The sequence below is a fragment of the Streptomyces sp. NPDC048643 genome, assembly GCF_040650615.1.
Lineage (GTDB): Bacteria > Actinomycetota > Actinomycetes > Streptomycetales > Streptomycetaceae > Streptomyces.
Genome location: NZ_JBEZHO010000037.1, coordinates 1 through 24,047 on the forward strand (window position 1 = coordinate 1; position 24,047 = coordinate 24,047).

The 24,047-nt window shown below is 69.4% G+C and carries 17 protein-coding genes, 2 pseudogenes and 3 riboswitches; of the genes and pseudogenes, 11 read left to right on the forward strand and 8 right to left on the reverse strand.

Translation table 11 applies throughout. The features are described from left to right. The first annotated feature begins 163 nt into the window (after window positions 1-163). The 5 genes and pseudogenes from AB0C62_RS29370 to AB0C62_RS29390 all read left to right on the forward strand — a co-directional run bounded on the left by AB0C62_RS29370 (window position 164) and on the right by AB0C62_RS29390 (window position 5,181). Window positions 164-472 carry a hypothetical protein gene (locus AB0C62_RS29370; protein WP_362978203.1) on the forward strand — a complete coding sequence of 103 codons (309 nt, stop codon included), beginning with the start codon at window positions 164-166 and terminating at the stop codon, window positions 470-472. A gap of 137 nt (window positions 473-609) precedes the next feature. Further along, a pseudogene (locus AB0C62_RS29375) lies at window positions 610-774 on the forward strand (Ku protein); the annotation flags it as partial. Window positions 775-839: 65 nt separating this feature from the next. Next, complete coding sequence (locus tag AB0C62_RS29380; RefSeq protein ID WP_362978205.1) at window positions 840-2,123, forward strand: site-specific integrase; 1,284 nt, start codon at window positions 840-842, stop codon at window positions 2,121-2,123. A gap of 133 nt (window positions 2,124-2,256) precedes the next feature. Then, on the forward strand, window positions 2,257-4,575 hold the full coding sequence (locus AB0C62_RS29385; protein ID WP_362978207.1) for a site-specific integrase: 2,319 nt from the start codon (window positions 2,257-2,259) through the stop codon (window positions 4,573-4,575). A gap of 72 nt (window positions 4,576-4,647) precedes the next feature. Then, the gene (locus tag AB0C62_RS29390) at window positions 4,648-5,181 is read left to right on the forward strand and encodes a hypothetical protein (protein WP_362978209.1); all 534 of its coding nucleotides are present in this window, start codon (window positions 4,648-4,650) and stop codon (window positions 5,179-5,181) included. Window positions 5,182-5,228: 47 nt separating this feature from the next. Here AB0C62_RS29390 and AB0C62_RS29395 read toward each other — a convergent pair whose 3' ends face one another. Next, window positions 5,229-6,635, reverse strand: a complete 1,407-nt coding sequence (locus tag AB0C62_RS29395) for a short-chain fatty acyl-CoA regulator family protein (RefSeq protein WP_362978211.1) — start codon at window positions 6,633-6,635, stop codon at window positions 5,229-5,231. Window positions 6,636-7,023: 388 nt separating this feature from the next. On the opposite strand from AB0C62_RS29395, the gene aceA reads away from it, so the two are divergent. The 3 genes from aceA to AB0C62_RS29410 all read left to right on the forward strand — a co-directional run bounded on the left by aceA (window position 7,024) and on the right by AB0C62_RS29410 (window position 10,977). Then, window positions 7,024-8,307, forward strand: coding sequence for an isocitrate lyase (gene aceA / locus AB0C62_RS29400; RefSeq protein WP_327408406.1), 1,284 nt, complete (start codon window positions 7,024-7,026; stop codon window positions 8,305-8,307). A 112-nt stretch (window positions 8,308-8,419) separates the two neighbouring features. After that, entirely contained in the window at window positions 8,420-10,018 is a 1,599-nt protein-coding gene (gene aceB, locus AB0C62_RS29405) for a malate synthase A (RefSeq protein ID WP_362978315.1), read from the forward strand. Beyond that, window positions 10,015-10,977 carry a 3-hydroxybutyryl-CoA dehydrogenase gene (locus AB0C62_RS29410; RefSeq protein ID WP_362978213.1) on the forward strand — a complete coding sequence of 321 codons (963 nt, stop codon included), beginning with the start codon at window positions 10,015-10,017 and terminating at the stop codon, window positions 10,975-10,977. Before aceB ends, AB0C62_RS29410 begins: the two co-directional genes overlap by 4 nt. 2 nt (window positions 10,978-10,979) lie before the next feature. Here AB0C62_RS29410 and AB0C62_RS29415 read toward each other — a convergent pair whose 3' ends face one another. From AB0C62_RS29415 to AB0C62_RS29435, 5 genes are read right to left on the reverse strand one after another with little or no spacing between them, the layout of a single operon-like run. Then, entirely contained in the window at window positions 10,980-11,879 is a 900-nt protein-coding gene (locus AB0C62_RS29415) for an ECF transporter S component (protein WP_362978215.1), read from the reverse strand. Further along, window positions 11,876-13,579, reverse strand: coding sequence for an ATP-binding cassette domain-containing protein (locus tag AB0C62_RS29420; RefSeq protein ID WP_362978217.1), 1,704 nt, complete (start codon window positions 13,577-13,579; stop codon window positions 11,876-11,878). The genes AB0C62_RS29415 and AB0C62_RS29420 overlap by 4 nt, the downstream gene beginning before the upstream one ends. Next, window positions 13,576-14,772 (reverse strand): energy-coupling factor transporter transmembrane component T, encoded by a 1,197-nt coding sequence (locus AB0C62_RS29425; protein WP_362978219.1) that lies wholly within the window; start codon window positions 14,770-14,772, stop codon window positions 13,576-13,578. The genes AB0C62_RS29420 and AB0C62_RS29425 overlap by 4 nt, the downstream gene beginning before the upstream one ends. Beyond that, complete coding sequence (locus tag AB0C62_RS29430) at window positions 14,769-15,719, reverse strand: hypothetical protein (RefSeq protein ID WP_362978221.1); 951 nt, start codon at window positions 15,717-15,719, stop codon at window positions 14,769-14,771. The genes AB0C62_RS29425 and AB0C62_RS29430 overlap by 4 nt, the downstream gene beginning before the upstream one ends. Beyond that, a complete protein-coding gene (locus AB0C62_RS29435) occupies window positions 15,716-18,490 on the reverse strand; it encodes a prenyltransferase/squalene oxidase repeat-containing protein (RefSeq protein ID WP_362978317.1) in 2,775 nt (924 codons plus the stop codon). The genes AB0C62_RS29430 and AB0C62_RS29435 overlap by 4 nt, the downstream gene beginning before the upstream one ends. A gap of 144 nt (window positions 18,491-18,634) precedes the next feature. Beyond that, window positions 18,635-18,709, reverse strand: a riboswitch (cobalamin riboswitch). A gap of 140 nt (window positions 18,710-18,849) precedes the next feature. Next, a riboswitch (cobalamin riboswitch) is annotated at window positions 18,850-18,976 on the forward strand. 94 nt (window positions 18,977-19,070) lie between these two features. On the opposite strand from AB0C62_RS29435, the gene AB0C62_RS29440 reads away from it, so the two are divergent. Both AB0C62_RS29440 and AB0C62_RS29445 read left to right on the forward strand, forming a co-directional pair. Then, window positions 19,071-20,483, forward strand: coding sequence for a hypothetical protein (locus tag AB0C62_RS29440; protein ID WP_362978223.1), 1,413 nt, complete (start codon window positions 19,071-19,073; stop codon window positions 20,481-20,483). A gap of 126 nt (window positions 20,484-20,609) precedes the next feature. After that, the gene (locus tag AB0C62_RS29445; protein WP_362978225.1) at window positions 20,610-21,521 is read left to right on the forward strand and encodes a cobalamin-binding protein; all 912 of its coding nucleotides are present in this window, start codon (window positions 20,610-20,612) and stop codon (window positions 21,519-21,521) included. Window positions 21,522-21,530: 9 nt separating this feature from the next. Here AB0C62_RS29445 and AB0C62_RS29450 read toward each other — a convergent pair whose 3' ends face one another. Beyond that, the gene (locus AB0C62_RS29450; protein ID WP_362978227.1) at window positions 21,531-22,022 is read right to left on the reverse strand and encodes a DUF4430 domain-containing protein; all 492 of its coding nucleotides are present in this window, start codon (window positions 22,020-22,022) and stop codon (window positions 21,531-21,533) included. A 142-nt stretch (window positions 22,023-22,164) separates the two neighbouring features. Then, window positions 22,165-22,300, reverse strand: a riboswitch (cobalamin riboswitch). A gap of 199 nt (window positions 22,301-22,499) precedes the next feature. On the opposite strand from AB0C62_RS29450, the pseudogene AB0C62_RS29455 reads away from it, so the two are divergent. Then, window positions 22,500-23,273 (forward strand): annotated as a pseudogene (locus tag AB0C62_RS29455) (Ku protein); the annotation flags it as partial. A 33-nt stretch (window positions 23,274-23,306) separates the two neighbouring features. On the opposite strand, the gene lexA reads toward AB0C62_RS29455, so the two are convergent. Beyond that, window positions 23,307-23,981, reverse strand: coding sequence for a transcriptional repressor LexA (gene lexA / locus AB0C62_RS29460; protein ID WP_362978229.1), 675 nt, complete (start codon window positions 23,979-23,981; stop codon window positions 23,307-23,309). Window positions 23,982-24,047 lie beyond the last annotated feature (66 nt).

Below are 24,047 nucleotides of genomic sequence, written 5' to 3' on the forward strand. Positions count from 1 at the left end.
CGAACGGGCGGCACTCGCTGAGCTCGCGGCGGGGTGTGGACAGGAGTCCGTCACCTACGAGACGGCCCCGTAACTCACAGGGCATCAGATGCCGTCTCCCGTCCACCCCTCGTCTTTCCGATCTTCGTCCTGTTGACTCTGGGGCGGCACTACAGTGCGCGCCGTGGAGATCCCCGATTACATACCCGGCTGGGTCGTCTGGATCATGCTCAGTGGTGCTGTCCTGCAGGCCATCGGCCTTGTTTCCATCAGCGGCCGGCTGCATGCCCCGGATCCCGCCGTGCGCTCCGAGGCGCGCTTGGACCTGCTGGATACCGTGGGCGCTCTGCTGTTCTTCGTTGGCTTCGCGCTGGGCCGGCTGGTTGCCTCGTTCTGGCTGTGGCTCTGTGTCGCCGGCTTCCTGATCACGACGACCGGATACATGGTGAAGGGCGTGCGCCTACGACGGGCCCGCCGTCGTGCCACCGGCTGACGCTCGTCGCGTTCGGGGTGTTGCCGTCCAGGTCGTGCGGCAGGCATCCCGGAGGGTTTCGGCAGCACGTCGAGATGCAGTCACTCCGGGCCGCTCCTACGCTGAAAATCCCCGGGGGGCCACCGTGGAGGTCAGCTGTGCCCAGAACCGTGTGGAGCGGAGCCATCTCGTTCGGCCTGGTCACCGTGCCCATCCACGTGGTCAGCGCGAGGGAGGACCACAGCGTCCGCTTCCACCAGGTGCACCTGGAGGACATGTCCCGGGTCCGGGTGCGGAAGGTCTGCGAGATCGAGGACCGCGAGGGTGTGTTGACCGAACTAGTTTGAGTATCTGTGCAGCTCAGCGGCCTTTCTGCTAGCTTCCCGCCATGCCAGTCGAAGGACGTCCCGTTCGGGATCTGATGAGTTTTGTCCTGCCGGAGATCGGAGAGTTACGGGAGACGGGGAACCCGTGGGAGCCCTACGAGTTACTCGCTCCGACCGGGCAACCTGTCGAGCCTGTCATGGTGTTCTTCAAGGACCTCATGGCGGCGGACAGTTCGCCGTTGACTCCGCGTTCGTACGGCATGGATCTGCTTCGTTGGTTGCGTTTCTTATGGGCCTTCGACATCGAGTGGGACCGCGCGGGGCGGGAGGATGCTCGGGACTTCATGCTGTGGATGAAATTGGCGGACAAGCCGCAACGTGTCCATTGGCGCCACCGCGGCATGCCTCCGTCCAAGATTCCTTCACCCAGGGCTGACCGGCCGGCTCCGGGGGTGGCGAACTCGGTGACGGGTAAACCCACCGTTGGCACAAAGTACGCAGCCGCCACTCGAGCCCACTGTGAGACGGTCCTGCGGACCTTCTACGACTTCCACTTGGAGCGCAATACCGGTTCGCTCCTGGTCAACCCGTTCCCGCTTGCGCGCAACCGTCGATCGCCTCGAACGTACGGAGCCCGCCAGCGGGCAATGGAGCAGCAGACCGGGCGCACAGGCCTCTACCGTCCCAAGATCCCCAAGCGGATCCCTCGGCGTATCCCCGACGACAAGTACGCCGAGGTCTTCGGCGGCCTGCGGTCGCACCGAGATCGGGCCCTGCTTGCCTTCTGGGTCGCCACGGGCGCTCGAGCGGACGAGTTGCTCACTTCTCTCCAGGACGATGCAGTGGTCAGCCGGCAGACCATCGGCGTGATCCGCAAGGGCACGCGCGACTACCAGGAACTGCCCGCGTCCACTGATGCCTTCGTCTGGTTACGGCTCTACCAGGAAGAAGCCTGGCGAAAGGGAGTCCCCCGGAGTCGCAGCCAGCCGCTCTGGTGGACGCTGCGCAGGCCTTGGCGGCCGTTGAACTACGACGCGGCCCGGGCCATGTTCAACCGCGCCAACCAGGTGCTGGGCGCGAACTGGACACTGCACGACCTGCGCCACACAGCAGCCTTCTTGATGCTTGACGATCCGGAGATGCCACCTGCGTACGTGCAACACATCCTGGGCCACAAGTACCTGTCGACGCTGGACATCTACAACCGTCCCACCAGGGAGGACGTCGTTGGCGCGGGACTTGCCCACCATGTCCGGCAGCAGCAACGACGGGAGAACCCGCCGCCAGTTCCGGCCGCTCCGGCCTACGACGTGCAGTCTCTGAACATCCTGTTCGGGGGTCGCTGACGTGGCTGTCCGTTCCGTCTCCGCTCCGGCCGCGAAGGTCTCGCACCGCGGGGAGGAGGCCGCAAAGCTCCTTCGGACTTTCCCTCCCCGAACCCCGCCAGCGTCCTGGCCGGACACTGAGGCGCCGCGGGAGGTGGTCCTCAGCCGGCTGGCGGAGCCGCCCCAGCGGGCAGCACACAAGGACTCCCAGTTCCAACGCACCTCCGGGGCGCGGCTGCTGCTCGCATGGCTGGACGGGCTTCCTGGCGCCACCTGGCAGCAGCGCTGGGAGGCCAGTCCTGCGGCGGCCCGTTACGACGGCTGGTTCCAACCAGTCATGGCCTGGGCTGCGGAGGGAAGCCGCCGCCCAAGCCGCAACTGGACCGATGCCGGGCTGCTGGCACTGATCTGCGCCGATGTCGTCCGCCCCAGCCTGCCGTGGCTCCTCGGCAACCCCTCGCGGCATCTGCGGCCAGCCATCGCCAGGACTCGCGACCCTGAGGGGTTCGCCCGTCTGCTTTCCGAAATCCCTGCATCACAACGGGCAACGCCTCGGGCCTCGTTGGCGCTGAAGTACATCGCTCAGATCATCGTGGCCAAAGGCGGCGGCGTCGACGACATCGTCGTGGGCGATTTGCTCGCCCACCCGCGACTCCAGTGCACGGAACAGGGCAACTTGACGGCCGCTGTCCGTCTCGCCTACACCTGGCTCCGCAATCGCGGCCAGTTTCCTTCCGGAGCCCCCAGCACTCTCCACCACGTGAGCGCCCGCACGGGCCAGATCAGTCCCGCCGGGCTCATTGACCGCTACCAGCTACGGTGTCAGCCCATCCGCGATCTCCTGGTCGAATACTTGACCGAGCGGCAGCCAGCGGTCGACTACACGACGTTGAAGACGATCGCCGCTCGTCTGGGGGGCCTGTTCTGGGCGGACTTGGAACACCACCACCCCGGCATCGACAGCCTCCGGTTGCCGTCCCACGTCAGCGATGGCTGGAGAGAGCGCATTGGTGTGAAGACGATCCGCCAGCGACGGCCCGATGGCACTGTCGAGTCAGTGACCGAGCCCCGTCAGGCGGCACCTGGCGTGAAGCTGACCGTCCGGTCTTTCTATCTGGATCTCGCGCAGTGGGCCCTTGAGGAACCGCAACGGTGGGGGCAGTGGGCTGCGCCCTGTCCGGTAAGCGAGGCCGAATGCACGGCCAAGAACCTCGAACAGGGGCAGAAGTCCAGGTCTGATCTCCGCACCCGTGAACGGCTGCCCGTCCTGCCTGCGCTCGTCCGCACCGCTGGGCGCCGGCTCAAGGAAGCTCGTGAGCGTCTCGATGTCATCGATGCCGCCGATCCGGGATCCGAGGTCACCATCCATGGTGAGACGTTCACCCTTCCCATGGGCAGTTATCGCCATGACCGAAAGCCTGGATACGTCTATGACGCGAGCGGTGTCCGCCGAAATGTTCGCACAGAGGAGAAGCATGCCTTCTACGCGTGGGCGACCATCGAGATCCTCCGCCATACCGGCATTCGGGTCGAGGAACTGTTGGAGCTCAGTCACCACAGCATCGTCCGCTACACACTTCCCACGACAGGAGAAGTCGTCCCTCTCCTCCAGATTGCCCCTTCCAAAACGGACAAGGAGCGGTTGCTGCTGATCAGCCCTGAACTCGCTGATGTGCTGAGCGCCGTTGTGAGTCGTGTCCGGCAGCCCAATGGGGTGATCCCGTCGATCCGTACCTACGATATGCACGAGCGAACGTGGAACGACCCGATGCCGGTCCTCTACCAGTGGAGTGTCAGTGGTGAGGACCGCCCCATTTCAGTCAGCACCGTCCGCCGGTCCTTGACGGATACGCTCGACGGCTCCGGGCTCGTCGGTAAGGACGGCGAGCCGCTGCACTTCGCGCCGCATGATTTCCGCAGAATCTTCATCACCGACGCCATTCTGAATGGCCTGCCTCCGCATATCGCTCAGGTCATTGCAGGCCACGACCGCATCGACACCACGATGGGTTACGCGGCGATCTATCCCTCTGATGCCATCGAGGCACACCGCGCTTTCATCGCCCGCCGTCGGATGACCAGACCGGCCGGAGAGTACCGCGCGGTCACACCCGAAGAATGGGACGAATTCCTCGGCCACTTCGAACGGAGGAAACTGGCACTGGGAGAGTGCGGCCGAGCCTATGGCACTGACTGCATCCACGAACACGCCTGTGTTCGGTGCCCTGTCCTCATCGTTTCGCCCTCAGAGCGGCTGCGGTTGATCGAGATCCGCGACAACCTTGCCGACCGGATCGCCGAGGCCGAACGCGAGGGCTGGCTCGGTGAAATCGAAGGGTTGCGAGTGAGCATGCATGCGGCTTCGGAGAAGATCGACGACCTTGACGTCCGGCAGGAACGCAGGTCATCTCTGGTATTTCTCGGAGTTCCCTCGTTCGACCAGATCGGAGCCCGAACCCCTGGAGCGGGCTGACCGAATGGATACGGGGCTCCCGATGCGTCCGGGTCGAGTCGCAGGAGTTGCGACGCGTCCGACGGGACAGCCTTGCCGCAGGTCGCCGAGGCCAGGCCGAGGAGGCCGCCGAACCCGCTGGCCCTCGCACTGCGGGCCAGCGGGTTCGCGGACCTCGGACATGCGTTGCGCGTCCTGTACGTCGAGGAGCGGAACAGCATCGAGGACACGGCTCGTCTGCTCTCCGTCGGCAGAGGCAGGGCGCGGGCTCTTCTGATCGAGCACGGCTTCGAGCTTCGCCCTGCGGGACAGAACTCCCCCGCGGGACGGCGTTCACACGTCGTCCTGAACGAACGGGCCGCCGCCGAACGCGTCGTCGCCGCGGACATCCGCCTCTGGCTGCGCGAGCGAACAGCCCAACACTGCGTGATCTGGCGGCGGCCACGGGCCCAGCGTGCCGTGGGTGGCAGCGTGACTGCGCACTGCCTGACAGTCCCCCGGCCGGACAGCCTCGACAGCGCCGGGCTCCCGCTTCTCTCTCGCACGCTGCAACTGAGCGCACAGCACGCGAGCCATCGGCGACTGTCGAGCGGCGGTCGAGGACTGCGGTTTGCGAGCTCCCTGTGAGCGGCACGGGGGTGTCCCGCCCCGAGGGGCCGGGACATTTCCAGCTTTCAGGCTTTGGCCTCGCTCACGGGATACGGAACGAACGTACTGCTGGTCTGATCGATCCGCAGCGGGCGGCCCAGCGGTGGCGCCGCTCGTTGCGGGCAGTCGAGACGCTCACAGAGGCGGCAGCCCATGCCGATGCGCGTGGCGGTGGCGGCGTTGGCGAGGTCGAGCCCGTCGGAGTAGACCAGCCGGTGGGCGTGGCGGATCTCGCAGCCGAGTCCGATCGCGAAGGTCTTGCCGGGTTCGCTCCAGCCACCGCGGTGCCGCGTGATGGCGCGCGCGGTCCACAAGTACCGCTGGGCGTCCGGCATTTCGGCGATCTGCACGTGGATGCGGCCGGGTGCGGCGAACGCCTCGTAGACGTTCCACAAGGGGCAGGTGCCGCCGGCCCGGGAGAAGTGGAAGCCGGTGGCCGACTGGCGCTTGGACATGTTCCCAGCCCGGTCGACGCGGACGAAGGAGAAAGGCACGCCGCGCAGCCGTGGCCGCTGGAGGGTGCTGAGCCGGTGGCAGACGGTCTCGTAGCCGAGGCCGTAGCGGTCGGTGAGGCGCTCGATGTCGTAGCGCACCTCCTCCGCCGCCGCGTGGAAGTCCCGGTACGGAAGGAGGAGCGCGGCGGCGAAGTAGTTGGCGATGCCGATCCGGGCGAGAGCGTGCGTGGCCGAGCCCTCGGGAAAGGTGGCGGTGGCCAGGCGGTCCAGTTCCAGGTCGTATTCGAGCAGTGCGAGCTGCGTCGCCATGCGGAACGCACGCTGCCCGGGTCGCAGTCTGCTGGAGAGATGGAGCGTCCGGGATGCCGCGTCGTAGTGATGCAGTCGGTCCCCGGCTTCCGCGGCCAGGTGTACGCCGTGGCGGTCGGCGAGTCTCGCCGTGAGCGCGCGCGTGGCCTCTCCCGCACGGATGCCGATCTCGTCGGCGAGGTCCTCCGCGGCGAGGTCCGCGTCGTGCAGGTAGTTCTGATGGCGGTAGAAGAAGTCGCGGATCTCCTCGTGCGGCGAGCGCGGGGTGTCGGGCTCACCGCCCCGGCCGTCTGCCACCTCCGTGAGCCGTTCGGACAGGAGTTGGTTGCGGCGGCCCAGATCGAGCAGGACCTGGGCCACACCGGGCATCTGTGAGGCGAGCTCGGCGAGGTCGGCGGGCGCGACCCGCGACTCGGTGAGTTCTCGCGCCAGTGCCTCACGCAGATCGGCGACGAGCCGGGTGGTGTCCCGTTCGGAGAAGAAGGACGGGTCCACGCCGAAGGCCTCGGTGAGCCGGAGCAGGACGGGCACCGTGAGGGGCCTCGAGTCGTGCTCCATCTGATTGAGGTAGCTGGGCGAGATGGCGAGGACGCGAGCCAGTTCGGTCTGGCTCATCCGGCGTTCCTCGCGCAGGCGGCGCAATCGCGCGCCGGCATAGGTCTTGCTCACCGCGGCTTCCTCCGTTATCCCGTTCCGCGCTCTCCGTGCTCGCCGAGCCTACGCGAACGATCACGGGGCGCACCCTTAACAAGATTGGCAAGACGGCCCCGGAAGATTCGCACGAATTGGCAGACGCCCTCTCTTGATGGCACTCAGTGCCAGTGTCAGAGTCTGAGTGCGGCCCGCCGGACCGCAGCGACCACTGAAGAGGGATGGGGCGCGATTCATGCCCTGATGTCGTAGTTCCCTTCTCGCTCGAGGTTGCGTTCCGGCAGCGTTGCTCACCTCCGCGCCCAGCGGTTCAGCGGGCCGTACGGACAAGAAGAAGACACAGAGTGCCATCTCCTGGTCAGCGGACGGGAGATTGGCAGCCAGCACATACCAAGGAGACGGAATCATGGCAGAGGCGACGACGCAGGCGGTCGAGGAACTCGCACGGCGCTGGGCCACCGATCCTCGGTGGAAGGGCATCGAGCGCACCTACCGTGCCGAGGACGTGGTCCGGCTCTCCGGCAGTGTCCGTGAGGAGCACACCCTGGCCCGGCGCGGGGCGGAGCGTCTGTGGCGCCAGCTGCACGAGCGCGACTACATCCACGCCCTCGGCGCACTCACCGGCGGCCAGGCCGTCCAGCAGGTCAGGGCCGGCCTGCAGGCCATCTACCTGTCGGGCTGGCAGGTTGCCGCCGATGCCAACCAGGCCGGCCATACCTACCCCGACCAGAGCCTCTACCCGGTCAACTCGGTGCCGCAGGTGGTCCGCCGGATCAACAACGCGCTGCTCCGTGCCGACCAGATCGCCACCGCCGAGGACGCCGGCGACACCACCGACTGGCTCGCCCCGATCGTCGCGGACGCGGAGGCGGGTTTTGGCGGCCCGCTGAACGCCTTCGAACTGACCAAGGCGATGATCGCGGCCGGCGCGGCGGGCATCCACTACGAGGACCAGCTCGCCTCGGAGAAGAAGTGCGGCCACCTCGGCGGCAAGGTCCTGGTGCCGACCTCGCAGCACATCCGCACCCTCAACGCGGCGCGCCTCGCCGCCGACATCGCGGACGTGCCTACGCTCATCGTGGCCCGCACGGATGCCTTGGCCGCCAACCTGCTCACCAGTGACGTGGACGAGCGCGACGCCGAGTTCGTCACCGGCGAGCGCACCGCGGAGGGCTTCTACCGGGTCCGCAACGGCATGGCGCCGGTCATCGCCCGCGGCCTCGCCTATGCCCCCTACGCCGACCTGATCTGGGTGGAGACCGGTACCCCGGACCTGGAGCAGGCCCGCGAGTTCGCCGAGGCCATCCACGCCCAGCACCCCGACCAGATGCTGGCGTACAACTGCTCGCCCTCCTTCAACTGGAAGGCCGCGCTGGACGACGACCAGATCGCCAAGTTCCAGCGGGAGTTGGGCGCGATGGGCTACCGCTTCCAGTTCATCACCCTGGCCGGCTTCCACTCGCTCAACCACGGCATGTTCGACCTGGCCCACGGCTACGCCGAACACGGCATGACCGCCTACGTCGACCTCCAGGAGAAGGAGTTCGCCGCCCAGGCCCAGGGCTTCACCGCCGTCAAGCACCAGCGCGAGGTCGGCACCGGCTATTTCGACCTGGTCTCCACGGCTGTCAACCCCGCCTCCTCGACCACCGCTCTGGCCGGGTCCACCGAGGCCGAGCAGTTCCACTAGGCAGCACCGCGGGGCCGTTCGGTCCCCGGTCCGGCCGTCCCGCCGAGCGGGGGTCGTACGACCTTCCCCGTACGACCCCCGCTCCTCCCTCCCTCAGGAGAACGCGATGACCATCACCACCACGGCACCGGCCCGCCGCCTCGACGTCCTCGCGGCCCCCGGCGACCGGCACGACGAGATACTGACTCCGGCCGCACTGGACTTCGTCGGCACATTGGCCGCCGCGTTCGGAGAGCGCCGGCAGTCGCTGATGAAGGAGCGCCGCCGCCAGGTGCTGCGCCTCGCCAGCGGATCCCCGCTCGTCTTCCCCGTCGCCACGTCGGGCGTCCGAGCGGACCCCTCCTGGCGCGTGGCGTCCCCCGCCCCCGGCCTGACCGACCGCCGTGTGGAGATCACCGGCCCGCCGGAACGCCGGATGGCGGTCAACGCCCTCAACTCCGGGGCCCGGGTGTGGATGGCGGACTTCGAGGACGCCACGGCACCCACCTGGGACAACGTCATCGGCGGCCAGCTCACGCTGCTCGACGCGATCGAGCGGCGCATCGACTTCACCGCCGAGGGCGGCAAGGAGTACCGGCTCAAGGACCCGGACCGACTGCCCACGATCGTGGTCCGACCACGCGGCTGGCACCTCGACGAGGCGCATCTGGAATTCGACAGCCGCCCCGTGCCCGCGCCGCTCGTCGACTTCGGCCTGTACTTCTTCCACTGCGCGCAGCGCCAGATCGACGCCGGACAGGGACCGTACTTCTACCTGCCGAAGCTGGAGAACCGCTACGAGGCCCGGCTGTGGAACGACATCTTCCTCCTCGCCCAGGAACTCTTGGGCATCCCCCGCGGGACCGTCCGGGCCACCGTTCTAATCGAGACGATCACGGCCGCCTTCGAGATGGAGGAGATCCTCTACGAGCTGCGCGAGCACAGCTCGGGGCTCAACGCGGGTCGCTGGGACTACCTGTTCAGCCTGATCAAGACCTTCGGGCACCGGACCGACTTCCTGCTGCCCGACCGGGCCCGGGTGACGATGACCGCGCCCTTCATGCGGGCGTACACCGAACTCCTCGTCCGCACCTGCCACAAGCGGGGCGCTCACGCCATCGGCGGGATGGCTGCCCAGGTGCCGAGCAAGGACCCGGCAACGCATGAGGCCACGCTGGCGAAGGTCCGCCTCGACAAGGAGAGGGAGGCCGAGGACGGCTTCGACGGTTCGTGGGTCGCCCATCCCGGCCTCGTTGCGCTGTGCCGCGAGATCTTCGACGACGTCCTCGCGGAGCGGCCGCACCAGATCGACCGGACGCGCGACGATGTGGAGGTGACCCCGGCGGAGCTCCTGTCGGTGCGCCGGATCAGCGGGCCGCCGACGGCGGAGGGCGTGCGGACCAACGTCGCCGTAGCCCTGCGCTATTACGACGCCTGGCTGCGCGGACAGGGAGCGGTCGCCCTCGACGGGCTCATGGAGGACGCGGCCACCGCGGAGATCGCCCGCGTGCAGATCTGGCAGTGGCTGCGGCACCGGGTGATCGACCGGCAGACCGTCATCCAGGTGCTCGACGACGAGATCGATCGTCTGGGTGCGGAGTATCCATGGGCTCGCGTCGAGGACGTGCGGGAGTTGTTCGAGCGCACCGCGCTCCGGCCCGAACTGCCGCTCTTCTTCACCCCGGACGCCTACTCCCGGCACCTCGTGCGCCGGGCGGAGCCCCTCGCATGAGCGCCCTGATCCAGCGCGTCGGCGTCGTCGGCGGCGGCCAGATGGGCGCCGGGATCGCCGAGGTCTGCGCACGGGCGGGACTGGACACCACCGTCTGCGAGGCCGACGCGACCGCCGCCCACGCCGCACGGGACCGCGTGGCGGCCTCCCTCGACCGGGCGGTGGGGCGCGGCAAGCTGGAGGCGGACGCGGCGCGGGACGCCCTCGGCCGCCTGACCTTCACCGGGCGTCTGGACGACCTGGCCGACCGCCAACTGGTGGTCGAGGCGGTCATCGAGAACGCCGATGCCAAGACCGAGGTGTTCGCCGCGCTCGACAAGATCGTCGAAGACCCCGATGCCATCCTCGCGACGAACACGTCGTCGCTGCCGGTGATGCGCCTCGGCATGGCGACGAGCCGCGCCGACCGGGTGGTGGGACTCCACTTCTTCAACCCGGTGCCCGTCCTGCCGTTGGTCGAGGTGGTGGCCTCACTGCACACGACGCCCGACACGGTCGCCCGCGTGGAGGAGTTCGCGACCGGCACCCTGGGCAAGACGGTCGTCCACTCGCGGGACCGGGCCGGCTTCGTCGTCAACGCCCTGCTCATCCCCTATCTGCTGGCCGCCGTCCGGATGGCCGAGTCGGGCTTCGCCACCGCGGCCGACATCGACGCCGGAATGGAGCTGGGCTGCGCCCACCCCATGGGTCCGCTCAAGCTAGCGGACCTGATCGGGCTCGACACCGTGGAATCGATCGCCGAATCGCTCTACGACGAGTTCAGGGAACCCCTCTACGCCCCTCCCCCGCTGCTCCAGCGGATGGTGGAAGCGCGGCTGCTGGGCCGTAAGACGGGCCGGGGGTTCCACGCGTATGACCAGGGCCGACCGCGCGCTCTGGCCCCGAACGAGCTGCGGGGCCCGGACGGCCAGGCTGAGGGGCCCGGACAACGCCCTGCCAGCCGAGGGTCCGGCGAGTGATGTCAGGGGACGGGCGGAAAGCGCGAGTACGGCGCTTCCCGCCCTTCGCCCGCACCGCCAATCGGCTCCGGAGTGACTCGGTTCGGCTCGATCTCGGCGTCCTTGGCGGCGGCGAAGCGGATCGGGGCCTGGAAGCGGGCGCGCCGGGCCGCACGCCGGAACGTGGTGAGCACGGCCGGGCCCGCCAACAGGATGCACACGAAGTTGGTGACCGCGCGGCCGGTGTCCCAGCCGAGCGACGTGGCCAGGTCGAAGGCCACGTAGCGGTGCCACTGCTCGGTGAAGGGCAGGCCCGGCAGGTAGGCGATGGAGCTGTTCGGATCGAGGGAGAACGGCCAGAAGGAGAGGTTGAGGAGGAAGCCGAAGAGATAGCCGGACAGTGATCCGTAGACGGCGAGGAGGAGCACCTCGCGTCGCCCGGTCGAGCGGGGCAGGAAGCCGGCGATCATGCCCACGAACGCGCACCCGAACATCTGGTACGGCATCCACGGCCCGACGCCGCCCGTGATGAGCGCGGAGGCGAACAGCGAGGTGCAGCCGAGGGTGAACCCGAAGCCGGGCCCGTAGACGCGGCCGGCCAGGACCAGGACGAAGAAGACCGTCTCGATCCCGGCGGTTCCGGCGCCGAGCGGACGCAGGGCGGCGTTGACGGCAGAGAGGACGCCCAGCATGGCCAGAGCCTTGGAGTTGATTCCGCCCTCGGCGATCTCAGAGAGGACCACGCACAGCACGAGCACCAGCAGCACGCCGAAGATCAGCGGGGGCGCGTAGTTGGAGCCGAACATCCCGGGCGCGACGACGAACGGCCAGAAGAACGCGACCAGCCCGAGGAAGGCGGCCAGGCCGATGACGAGTCCGGCCCGCGGGGTGAGGCGGATGGCGGAACCGAGCGGGGCGGTCATGCGCCGGCCTTCGCATCGCCGGCGTCAGATGCGTCGTCCACGTCATCGACGTCACCGAGCGCTGCGGTGGCCTGCTCGACCGTCAGGTATGGCAGGGGGGCGAGGATCTTCGCGGTTTGCGGGGCGAAGACCGGTGAGGCGACGATCACTTCGGCGGTCGGTCCGTCGGCCACGATGTCTCCCTCGGCCATGACCACGACGCGGTCCGCGGCGCGGGCCACGAACTCGACGTCGTGAGTGGAGATCACGACGGCGCGCCCTTCGGACGCGAGAGCGTCGAGGATGCGGATGAGCTGTTCCTTCGCCCGGTAGTCGAGTCCGCGGGTCGGCTCGTCCAGGAGAAGGACGCGGGGAGCGGCGGAGAGCTGGATGGCGAGGACCAGCGCCAGCTTCTGTCCCTCGGACAGATCGCGCGGGTGCGTACCGTCTTCGATCCCGGGCGCCAGGCGGTCCAGGATCCGGCGCGCGGTCTCCCCAGCGCCACCTGATGCGGCGTCCGGACCGTATGTGCCGGACACCGAGTCCGCCTGGTCCAGTTCCTGCTTGACGCTCTCCAAGTACAGCAGGTCGGCGGGTGTCTGCGGGACCAGACCGACGATCCGACGGGCCTCGGCGGCCGACACGGCGTGCGGGTCACTCACGGATCCGTCCCCGGTGTCCACCTTCACGCTTCCCGCCCGGCGGGGTCCCGATCCCTGAAGTGCCCACAGCAGTGAGGACTTTCCGGAGCCGTTGCGGCCCATGAGCGCGGTGATCTCGCCGCTGCGGAGATCGAGGTCGACCTCCCGGACCGCTGGGACGCCGTGATAGCTGACTGTCACGCCGCGAGCGGCGAGTGACGTGGGCCCTTCCGGGACGGTGCGCGGGCGCGCCGCGGCGGGAGTGCGGCCGGCGAGGCGGGTGCGCAGGGGGGCTGCGGCACGCCGGGCGTCGCGGATCGACAGAGGCAGCGGGGACCAGCGCGCAGCCCTGCCCAGTTCGACGATGGGGGGTGCGATCGACGCCGTACGCAGGATGTCGGCGGGCGATCCGCTGACGACGCGCCCGTCGCCCGGAAGGTGAACGACTCGGTCGGCGTACTGGACGACGCGTTCGAGGCGGTGCTCGGCCATGAGGACGGTGACACCGAGGTCGTGGACCAGGCGGGTGACGGCGGAGAGGACTTCTTCGGCGGCGGTGGGGTCCAGGGCGGAGGTCGGTTCGTCGAGGACGAGGACGCGGGGGTGCGCGGTGAGGACCGAACCGATGGCGACCCGCTGCTGCTGTCCGCCGGAGAGCTCGTGCAGCGCCCGGTGCCGCAGGTCGGCGAGGCCCAGCAGGTCGAGCGTCTCTTCCACGCGCTTGCGCATCGTGGCCGTCGGTATCGCCAACTGTTCCATGGCGTACGCGAGTTCCTCCTCGACGGTGTCGGTGACGAAGCCGTCGATCGGGTCTTGGCCGACCACACCGACGACGTCGGCGAGTTCGCGTGGCGGGTGGTCGGCGGTGTCGCGTCCGTCGACGGTGACGCGTCCGTAGAGCGTGCCGCCGGTGAAATGCGGGACGAGTCCGTTGACGGCGCCCAGCAGGGTCGACTTGCCGACGCCCGTGTGGCCCACCACGAGGCAGAGTTCGCCCTCCTCCACCGTGAGGTCGACCTCACGCAGGGCGGGTTGTGCCGCGTCGTCGTAGTGGACGGTGACCTGGTCGAAGGTGATCACGTGGCGTCGGCTTTCTCGGTACGCCGCTCTACGGGGCGTGGGGTGGGTCCGGCGGTGGGTGGCGGGGAGAGGAATCCGGCCGCTCCGGCCAGCAGGATCGCGGCGGTCGGCACGAGCGGCAGCGTCGGCCACGTCAGCGGATAGATGGAGGGGTTGAGTTCGGCCGCGTTGTAGCCGAGGTTGGTGAACAGCAGCACCGCGGAGAGGACACCGCTGCCGGCGACCGCCCACTCGGGCAGCTTCCAGGGGTCGGGCCGGTACGTGGTGCGGGTGACCCTGCGTCCGCCCAGCCGCAGGCCCGCCACGCACAGCGCGGCACCCGAGGCCATGGAGGGCAGCCCGAGGAACCAGGGCGCCGTCGCGTCGAGCAGTCCGTACGCCCCGGCACACAGTCCGCACATGCCCAGCAGCATCAGCGCGCCGGTCAGACGGCGGGAGCGGCGGGTGGCGGTGCCGGCTCTGCCGTAGCCGCGTGAGTCCATGGCCGCGGCCAGCCGCAGGGAGCGTTCGAGCGCGTCCTCCAGGACCGGCACCACGATGCCGCGCAGCGCCGCGAACCCCTTGTTCCGGCCCGCCCGGAGTTTGCGGGCGCGCGAGACGCGCTGCACGCTCTGCACGAGTTGCGGCGCCACGCTGATCGCGACGGTGACCGCGACCCCGAGTTCGTACAAGGCGCCGGGCAGGACGCGCAGGGCTCTTTTGGGGTTGGCCAGGGTGTTGGCGGCGCCGATGCAGCACAACATGCAGGCGAGGCGGAGTCCGTCCGTGGCGGAGGACAGAACGGCCTCCAGCGACACGGGGCCGCCGATCTCGATGCCCGCGTACCAGTTGGGGGTGGGGATGTGCGGCAGGGAGAAGAGGAAGTGGTCGCGCGGCGTGATGCCGGTCGCGAAGACCGCTCGGAACACGACGCGGATCGCGACGACGGTCAGCGCCATGTAGAGGTAGTACTTGAACCCGCGTGCCCAGGGCGCCTCGGTGCGGCGTGCGGTGACGACGTAGCCGAGCACGGCCAGGACAAGGAACAGCAGCAGTGGATTGGCGGTGCGGCTGACCGCCGTGGCCAGGGCGAGCGCCCAGATCCACCAGGCGAGCGGATGCAGGGTGCGGGGCAGGCGGCGGCCGCCCGTATCGGGCACGGGGCCGGATGCGGGCTGAGCCGGTTCAGTGGTGGTGCGGGCCACGGCGCTCACTCGGTGCGGCGCCGCCGGCGTGCGGCGAACACCGCCGCCCCGCCGACGACCACCACGAGGGACAGACCGGCGGCCACCGGAAGCAGGGAACCGGAGTCGTGTGCCACGTCGGCAGCCGGCGCGGCGTCGACGACCCGGGTGTCGGTACTCGACGTGACGGCAGGGGTGGGCGCGCCGGACGTGCTCGCGGACGCGCTCGGGCTGGGAGTCGGTGAGGCGCTCGTGCTGGGTTTGGCCGAGTGCTTCGTCGGCTGGTGCTTCGGCTCTGTCCTGGGCTTGGCGGTCTTGGTGGGCTCGGTCTTCGGCTGTCCTTCGGGGGCGGGCCCGGTATCGACGCCCGGCGGCAGGGCGGGTGCCTTGGCGGTGGAGGCGGGCTTTCCGGCGTCACCCTGCGGACGGGTGTTGTGGGCGCGGAGCTGGTCCGGGGTGATCCTCGGGCGACCCTGTGTGCCCTCGATGTTGGTGGCGCCGAAGATCCACAGGTCGACGCTGCCCGGCTTGGGCTTGTAGAGCATCGCGCCGAGCTGGCTGTACGTCCAGGTGTTCGCGCCTTGGTCGGCGTGCCAGTAGGACCAGTAGGCCGAGGCGGGCGGAGTGAGGACGCAGTTGTCCTCGGCCGCCGTCGGGTACTGCTTGCCCCCCTGGTAACCGCTGTATCCGATACGGCAGATGAAGGCCGGCCCGTCGTGCCCGGTGCCGGTGGTGCGCCAGCCCCCCTGGTTGAGCAGCTCGTAGCCGGTCGTCGGCGTCGTGCCGCAGGAACGCAGGACCGGCCCGCCCCAGCGGCTGAAGTCGACGGCCAGGACCGCACCCGACGAGGTCGTGCAACGGCCCATGGGCTGCGGCGCGGCGACGGCCGGAGAGACCGTAGCTCCGAGCGCCGCGACCGCCAGCCCGATCGCGGCGACGCTGCGGGCGATGGTGCGGGTCAGGAACGGGGAGATCATGAACGGCCTCCGGACTCGGCGCGTCGACGGGCGACGACGACGGTGCGCCAGCCTGCTAGGACAAGGACCAGAGCGATGCCGGCGAGCGCGCCGACCTGGACACCGGTCGAGGCGAGCACGCCTCCACCGGTCCCCCCGGCGGTGTCGGTGCCGTCACCGGATCCACCCGACTCCCCCGGCGTGACGATCTCGGGGATGCTGCCGCTGGGACTCGGGGTGGGCTGCGCCGACGTGCCGCTGAGGTCGCGGTCGAGAACGCCGAAGGAGATGCCGGTCGCACCGCCCACGGCCTGGGTGGACGCTCGCAGGTCGGATCCGCGCTGGCCTTCCTTGGCCACGTTGAAGCCGCCGTCGTGGTTCTGCTGTCCGGCGAGGAACTTCAGTGCCTTCGCGATCTCGGCGCGGTACGACCCGGCGTGCAGGGACAGTCCTTGCACGGCGAGCGCGGCCGAGTTCACCGAGTCGCCTGCGGCGCCCGGGAAGCCGCCGTCCGCGAGCTGCCGGGAGGCGATCCACTCGAGTGCCTTGTCCACGGCCTTGTCAGCGGTGTCGGTGCCCACGAGGTCCAGTGTCATGGCGGCCATGGCAGTGGAGTCCACGTCGGAGTCGTTCGTGGAGGGGATGAGGCTCGGCCAGGCGCCACTGTCCTGCTGGAGATGCTCCAGGTAGGCGATGGGTTCCTTGGCCGAAGTCTTCTCACCTGCGCGAAGCTGCGCCATCACGGCGAGGGACTGGGAGAAGACCGAAGGGGCGTAGGTGTAGGCGCCCTTGGCGGGGCAGGACCGGTCTGGCGCGGTGCTCTTCTGCGCGCAGACGGCCTTGTTCAGGGCGGCGATGAGATCCTGGCCGCCGAAGTCGCGCGGGTCCCGGCCCACCGATTCGGCGAGCAGGGCGGTCTTCCCGATGGATCCGCCCGCCGGGTAGGGCGTGCCGGCACCGGTCCAGTCCTGCACGGTGCGGCCTTCGCCGTCCTTGCCGCCGTGGTCGAGGAAGTCGACGATGCCACGCAGCTTGGCGTTGTTCAGGCCGGTGGCGGCGAGCGCGTAGGCGCCGTCGATGGTCAGTCCGAAGTCGGCGTGGGGTGAGTCGCCGCCGGCCGTGTAGTACTGGCCCTGGCGGAGTTGTGTGGCGCCGGTGAGGTAGGCGACGCCCTTCTTGAGATCGGGTCCGTCGCCTGGCCGGGTGGTAGGGCCAGTGGGGGGCTCGGAGGTGGGGGGTTCGCTGGTGGGCGGGTCGGTCGGGTCGGTGGTCTTGGTGGTGAGGGTGACCAGGCTGGTGCCCGCTCCGGCGAGGACGGCCGGAGGTGTCGGGTAGAGGGCCGGGTCGGTGGCGCCCTCTTCGAACCCGAAGCCGCCGCCGTCGAGTTGCTGTCGGGAGAGCCAACCGGTGGCCGCATCGGCGAGGGCGGTGTCGCCCAGAGCGCGCAGGGCCTGCGCGGCGTATGCGGTTGCGGCGACGCTGCCGGTGGTGGCACCGGTGTAGCCGGGGAAGGAACCGTCCTCGCGCTGGGCCTTCTTCAGATACGCGCGGGCCTTGGTGACCTCGTCGTCGTGGCCGCCGGCCTTGTTCAGCACCAGAGCCACGAGACCGGTGGTGGCGGGGTCGCCGTCGCAGTACTCGCCGGGGCGGATGAGGATGCTGGTGACGCCGCCGTCCTTGCACTGGATCTGGGTGAGGCGGTCGACGGTGTCGGCGGGGGGCGTCACGCCGGCGCGCAGCAGTGCCAGAGCCGACAGTGCCTGGCCGTCGGCGAACGTGGCGTTCTGGAAGTCGCCCTTGCCGGTGCAGCCGGGTGTCGGTTCACCGGATTCGGGGCCCGCGGCGCAGACGTTCTTCTTGAGATCGCCGATCAGGTCGTGGCCGCCGAAGTCCGCCGGATCCTGGCCGGTGATCTCGGCGAGGAGGGCGAGGCGGGCGGCCGCGGTGGCGTCGGGGGCTTCGTTCTTGCCTGCCAGGTAGGCGTAGTCGTCGGTGTGGGCGGTCAGGAACACGGCGATCTTCTGCACGGCCGCGTCCTTGCCGTCGGCGGCGGCCAGTGCGTAGGCCGTCTCCGTGGTGAGCAGGTAGTTCGGGGAATCGGCGCCGTCGTCGACGATGCGCTCGCCGTCGGTGAGGTTTCCCTTGAGCCATGCGGCGGCCGCGGCCAGATCGACGTCTCCGGGGGCACCGGTCGGCGTGTTGCCGGGGTCGGGAGTGGTTCCGCCTCCGGCGCGCACGTCGTCTGGGGTGAAGGTGGGTTGGCCCGTGCTGCCGCCGATGTCCGTCCCGCCGTACACCCAGGCGTCGACGTCGCCGTCCTTGAGCTTGCGGTCCATGGCGCCGTACTGGCTGTACGTCCAGTCGTCCTGCCCGGGGGACGCGGTCCAGTAGGACCAGTAGGCGGTGGCCTGCGGGGTCAGGACGCAGGACTCCTTGTCCGGCGTCGGGTACTGCTTGCCGGAGTCGAAGGCGTCGCTGCCGATGCGGCAGATGAAGGCGGGGCCGTCGTGTTCCGTCCCGGTCGTGCCGAAGCCGCCCTCGTGCAGGAGTTCGTAGCCGGTCGTCGGAGTGGTGTCGCAGCCGCGCTCGACCGGTCCTCCGAACGGGCCGAAGTCGACGGCGACGACGGCGCCCTTGGTGGCGGTGCAGTCGCCGATGGGGTCGGCCGCGGCGGGCGTCTCCGCGAGGAACGTCAGGGCCGAGCCCACCAGTACCAGCAGTGCCGTCGCTGACGACAGTGCGGGTATCCGTCTCTTTCCGGTACGCCGGTCTCTGCGCTTGTCGGTCCCCACCACGGCCCCCGGCCCCTTGTCGTGTACCGACGGGGGTATCCGAGCGTGGTCAAAGGCCCTCGCCGCATGGAGAGTCACCGCGGTGAGAGCTGGTCGAACCACGCCGTAGTCCTCGACGGCGTTTGTCGCTGAACGTCAGGCTCCAGGTGTTCCGGCTCGCCCGGGTGTTGGCCGGGCCTACGGTTGCGGGTCAGCGCCGGCGTTGGACCGGCTTCCCCTGGAGTTGAGTGCGTATCAGCCGGAATTGAACACGCAGGCGAGGGGAGCGTCAAGGCGGCGAACTCGGATTCGGAGGCCACGCACCCTGGTGGCGGGTGTCGGGCCGGGCTGTGCCTCGGGGTGTCTGGCGAGTGACGGAGGGTTCGGGTAGCGTCCTGCGCTGCCACGTGGGGGAACCTGGTGAGAATCCGGGGCTGACGCGCAACGGTGTGGGACGGCGAGGGGCCGCTCCGAGCCCGAAGACCCGCGCGGCGAGCAGTCTTTGGAAGCCGGTCCACGCGTTTGGACGGCGGCCGAACCCGCCGCTGCCACCTGGGCTGCGCGCGGGCCTGGCCGGCGTCCCTCATCCCAGGAGCAGGCCTTGTCCCGTCTCGTGAAACTCCGTCGTCCCGCCCTCACGGCAGCCGCCGCCCTCGGCGCCTTCGCCCTCACCACGCTGCCCGCGGCCGCCACATCGACCCCGGCTCAGATCGCCACATCGAAGGCGAACGGTGTGACGTATCTCAAGTCGCTCCAGGCGGCCGACGGTTCGTACGCCGGGTCCGGATTGTCGAATGAATGGGCGTTCAGCGCGTTCGCCGCCGCCGGCACCGCGGCCGTGGACGTCACCCCGGGCGGTGACGCGAGCAAGAACGCGAGAACCGTCTACCGCAACCTGCTGGCGACGTCGGGCTGGCCGTCGGCCACCCCCGTGGTGACCGACTACGAGCGTGCCACCCTCAACGGGTACGCGGCGGGCATCGACCCGGCCCGCGTCTCCGCCTCCCGCAACCTGGTCGCCGACATCTACAGCTACTGGCAGACCGCGGAAGCCGGCTACTTCGGCCCGTCCGCCAACTTCAACGGGACCGTCTTCGCGTCCCTGGCCCTGAACGGCGCGAAGACGCAGGCCGGTGGACAGCGCATTCCCCAGTCCCTGCGCGACGCGATCGTCACCCGGATCCGCGCCAACCAGCACAACGACGGCGGCTGGAACTACAGCAAGGCCGAAGGCAACGCGACCCAGCTCGCCGCGGCGAGCGACATCGACATGACCGGCGCGGCGATGGCGGCCCTGTGCGTCTCCGGCGTCCCCAACACGGACACCGACATAGTCCAGGCCAAGACGTTCCTCAAGGGGAAGCTGGTCGCGAACAGCGGCGCGTTCAACGCCATGTTCGGGGTCAACACCGACTCCAACGGCTGGGCGGTCTCCGGCCTGAACGCCTGCGGCATCAACCCGCAGACCGGTGACTTCCTCACCTCCATGGGCAAGACTCCGGTCGACTTCCTCATCGCCCAGCAGTTCAACCCGGGCGGCGGCTTCAAGTACCTGCCCAGCGACACCTCGCCGTCGGCCTACGCCTCGATCGACGGGCTGCGCGCCGTGGCGGGCGGCGGCTTCACGGCCACACCGCCGACCCCCGTCACCTCGGGTGCTCCCCAGTGGGTCGGCCAAAGCACCTTCACCTCGGGCACGGCGACGAAGCTCGCGCTGACCGTGGATGACGGAGCCGGCAGCCTCAAGGTCTGCTCCGTGGCTCTGACCCCGACCGGGTCGACGACCACCCTCGGCGCTGTTCTCGACGCGGCGATCAGCGCGGCCACACCGTCGGGTTGCGTCACGGGCGTGACGCCGTCCTCGGGCACCGGCACGATCACCACGGTCAACGGCAAAGCCAACAGCGGTTCCAACACCTGGAAGGTCAGCGTCGATGGCTCCAGCTTCGCCGCGGCCACCCGCCAGAAGGTGATCAACATCGGCGACACCATCGCCGTGCGCTGGGGCGCCTGACCGGCCGCGCCCGGGTTCGCGGCCGGAAGCACCTGGGGGATGCTTCCGGCCGCGGGCCGTCACGGGTCGCGGACCCTCCCGTTCACAGCACGCGTCGATCGTCGCCGCAGCGCCTACAGTCGCCGCATGCGCATCGTCTCCCTGCTCCCCGCCGCGACCGACATCGTCGCCGAACTCGGCCTGGTGGACGCTCTCGTCGGCCGCACCCACGAATGCGACTGGCCGCCAGAGGCGATGGCATCCATTCCCGTCGTGACAGGGGCGGAGTTCACCCCCGACGACCTCAGCAGCCGCGAGATCTCCGAAGCCGTGGGCGGGTCCGCCCACTCCGGATCCTCGCTCTACACCCTCGACACCGAAGCGCTCGCGGCCCTGTGCCCGGACGTCGTGCTCACCCAGGACCTGTGTGCCGTGTGCGCAGTCTCCTACGAGAAGGTGTGCGGCGCCGTACGCCTCCTCGACGCCGACACCCGCGTCCTCAGCCTGGAGCCCCGCACACTCGACGACGTCCTGGAGTGCCTGATCACCGTCGGCGACCTCCTCGGCGTACGCGATCGGGCCGAGCGCAGCACGGCCGAGCTGCGGGCCAGGCTCGCCGCGGTGGCCCGGCTGACGGCGGGCAGGCCACGCCCGCGCGTCGTCGCGATCGAGTGGCTCGACCCCCTGTGGCCCGCGGGCCACTGGGTTCCGGAGCAGATCACCCACGCCGGCGGCGATCCGCTGCTCGCCTCGCCCGGTGAGCACACCAAGCCGATGACATGGGATGACGTCCGGGCCGCGAGCCCGGACGTCGTCCTCGTGATGCCTTGCGGATTTCCGCCCGAACGAACCCTGCGTGAACGGGACGTGCTCAGCTCGCTGCCCGGATGGGCCGAGCTGCCGGCCGTACGGGCCGGACAGGTATGGGTCTTGGACGGCCCCGCCTACTTCAACCGCCCCGGCCCACGCGTGGTCCGCGGAGCGGAAGTGCTGGCCCACGTACTCCACGGAGTGCGGGCGGGAGACACCGTGACCGGGGCGGAGGCACGGCCCTTCTAGGTGCGTCTCCTAGAACGCGGTCCAGGTGAAGGCGACCTTGTCACCGGCTTTCAGCTTGAACTGGCAGCCGCCGACCGGCGTGGGTACGCCGTTGACGGAGATGTTCCAGTAGGCGGAGGCCCCTCCGTTGACGTTCTTGATGGTGTCGACCGAGTAGTCGTCGAACGAGGCGTACCAGGTGCCGTCCCAGGTGAAGTGACGCTTGCGGGCGGCATCGTCGAGGGCGGCCGTCGGAGTGGGTACGGCGCTCGGGTTGGCAGCGCCGTTCGTGCCGTCGCAGGTGTGGGTGCCACCGGTGGCCGTGGTCACTGTGTGCCCCTTGGTTCTGATCTTCCCCTTGAAGAGCAGACCGTCGGGGCCCTGGACGGTCAGGGCAACCCTGACAGCATGGTTGGTTTTCGTGACGTTTTCGTGGGCCTCGGCGACGGACGGCGCGGCGGCGAGGGCGAGGCCCATGGCGGCCGAGGCGATCAGAACGCGGCGTGCGGTCGTGTTGCTCAATGGAGTGCCTTTCAGGTGCGGGTGGCCCGCAACGCGAGACGCGTCCGGGACACCCGGGACACCACGCCCGGCTCACACGCAGAGGCGTGCAGGCCGACGGGACCCAGGCTCTCGGCTTCACGCTGCGGACCATGACAGGGAGAAGCGGGACAGCGCGCACGCCGGGTATCCCGACTCGTGGCCCGGGTGGGCCGCTCACGGTTGCAGGTCAGCGCTGGATTTCCACCGGCTTCCCCCAGTCGTGCGCGTATGCAGTTGTCGTGCCTTCGGCCCACGAATCAAACGCAGCCTAGGCAGGAGTCGACATCTCGAACATCACCATGGCGAACTCCAATTACTTTAGGGGTCATTGGCCCGTGAGTCACAGCTTTCCCGGAGGCCCCTTCGTTCGCCCGCCCCGCCCCGCCCTGAGCCGCAACGATGCCCCGCCCCTGCCCGACTTCCCTGCCCACCGGCTAGTTCAGAGAAGTCCCGAACGCGGAGATCGGCAAGGGCTATCAGCTGACGAAGGAAAAGATCATCCCGGTCCTCGACGAGGAGCTGCGGGAGATGCCGCTGCCGACGGCGAAGGCGATCGAGATCGAGGCCTTCATCCCGCTGGAGTCGATCGACCCGATCCAGATCGGCGACGGCTACTACCTCCAGCCCGACGGCCAGGTCGCGGCGAAGCCCTACACGCTGCTGCGCAAGGCCCTGGAGCGGTCGTCGAAGGTGGCCATCGCGAAGTACGCCTGGTCCGGCCGGGAGCGGCTGGGTCTGCTGCGGGTGCGGGACAACGTGATCGTGCTGCACGCGATGCACTGGGCGGACGAAATCCGCGACCCGGCCGAGCTGAAGCCGGACGACGTGAAGCTCACGAAGGACGAGATCGCCGAGGCGGAGCACCTCATCGACCGGCTCACCCGCAATGACCTGGAGGGGGCAGAGTTCACCGACCGGTACACGGAGGCCGTGGAGGCGCTCATCGAGGCGAAGCGGGAGCACCGCGAGCCGCCCGCGGTGGAGGAGCCGAAGGCGCCGGGCAAGGTCGTCGACCTGATGGCCGCCCTCCAGGAGTCGGTGAACAAGGCCAAGGCCTCGCGGGGTGAGGACGCCACCGTCCACGAGATGCCGAAGAAGAAGACGGCCGCCAAGAAGACCGCGAAGAAGACGCCGACCAAGAAGACCGCCGCGAAGACCACCAACTCGAAGAAGACCGCGGCGAAGAAGACGGCCAAGACGACTTCGGCCCGCAAGAAGCGCAGCGCCTGACCGCGGGCCGGGCCCTGGACCCGGCTCGCGTTGTCAGAGGACGCGCAGGACGCCGACGACCTTGCCGAGGATCTTCACGTCGTCGGCGGGGATCGGCTCGTAGGCGGGGTTTCGGGGCATGAGCCAGACCTTGCCGTCCTGCCGGTGCAGGACCTTGACTGTGGCCTCCTCCCCCAGGAGGCCGGCCACGATGTCGCCGTGGTCGGCGCTGTCTTGGCGGCGGACGGTCAGGATGTCGCCGCCGCAGATCGCCGCGTCGATCATGCTGTCCCCGGACACGGTCAAGGCAAAGAGGTCGCCGTCGCCGACGATCTGGCGGGGCATGGTGTACACGTCCTCGACCATCCCCTCGGCGAGGAGCGGGGCGCCGGCGGCGATGCGTCCGACGAGCGGCACCTCGACCGGCTCGGTGTCACTGCGCTCGGCAAGTTCGGGGGCCCAGGAAGGGCGTACCCGGTAGGCGCGGGGCCGGTGCGGATCGCGGTAGAGGACGCCCTTGGACTCCAGGGCCATCAGTTGGTGGGCGACGGAGCTCGTTGAGGAGAGGTTCACGGCTGCGCCGATCTCGCGCATCGACGGTGGGTAGCCCTGCCGGGCCACGGACTCGTTGATGTACTGGACGATGGCCGACTGCCGGTCCGTCAGCCCGCTGTCGAGCGTCCGTATGCCCGGGGGCCGGCCCGCGCGCCCTGGCGTGCTGTTCTCCATCCCCCGCACCTCCGTCAAGATCCTCTCGGAACGTGACCTTAACCCGCCATCTACCGCAAATGGAAC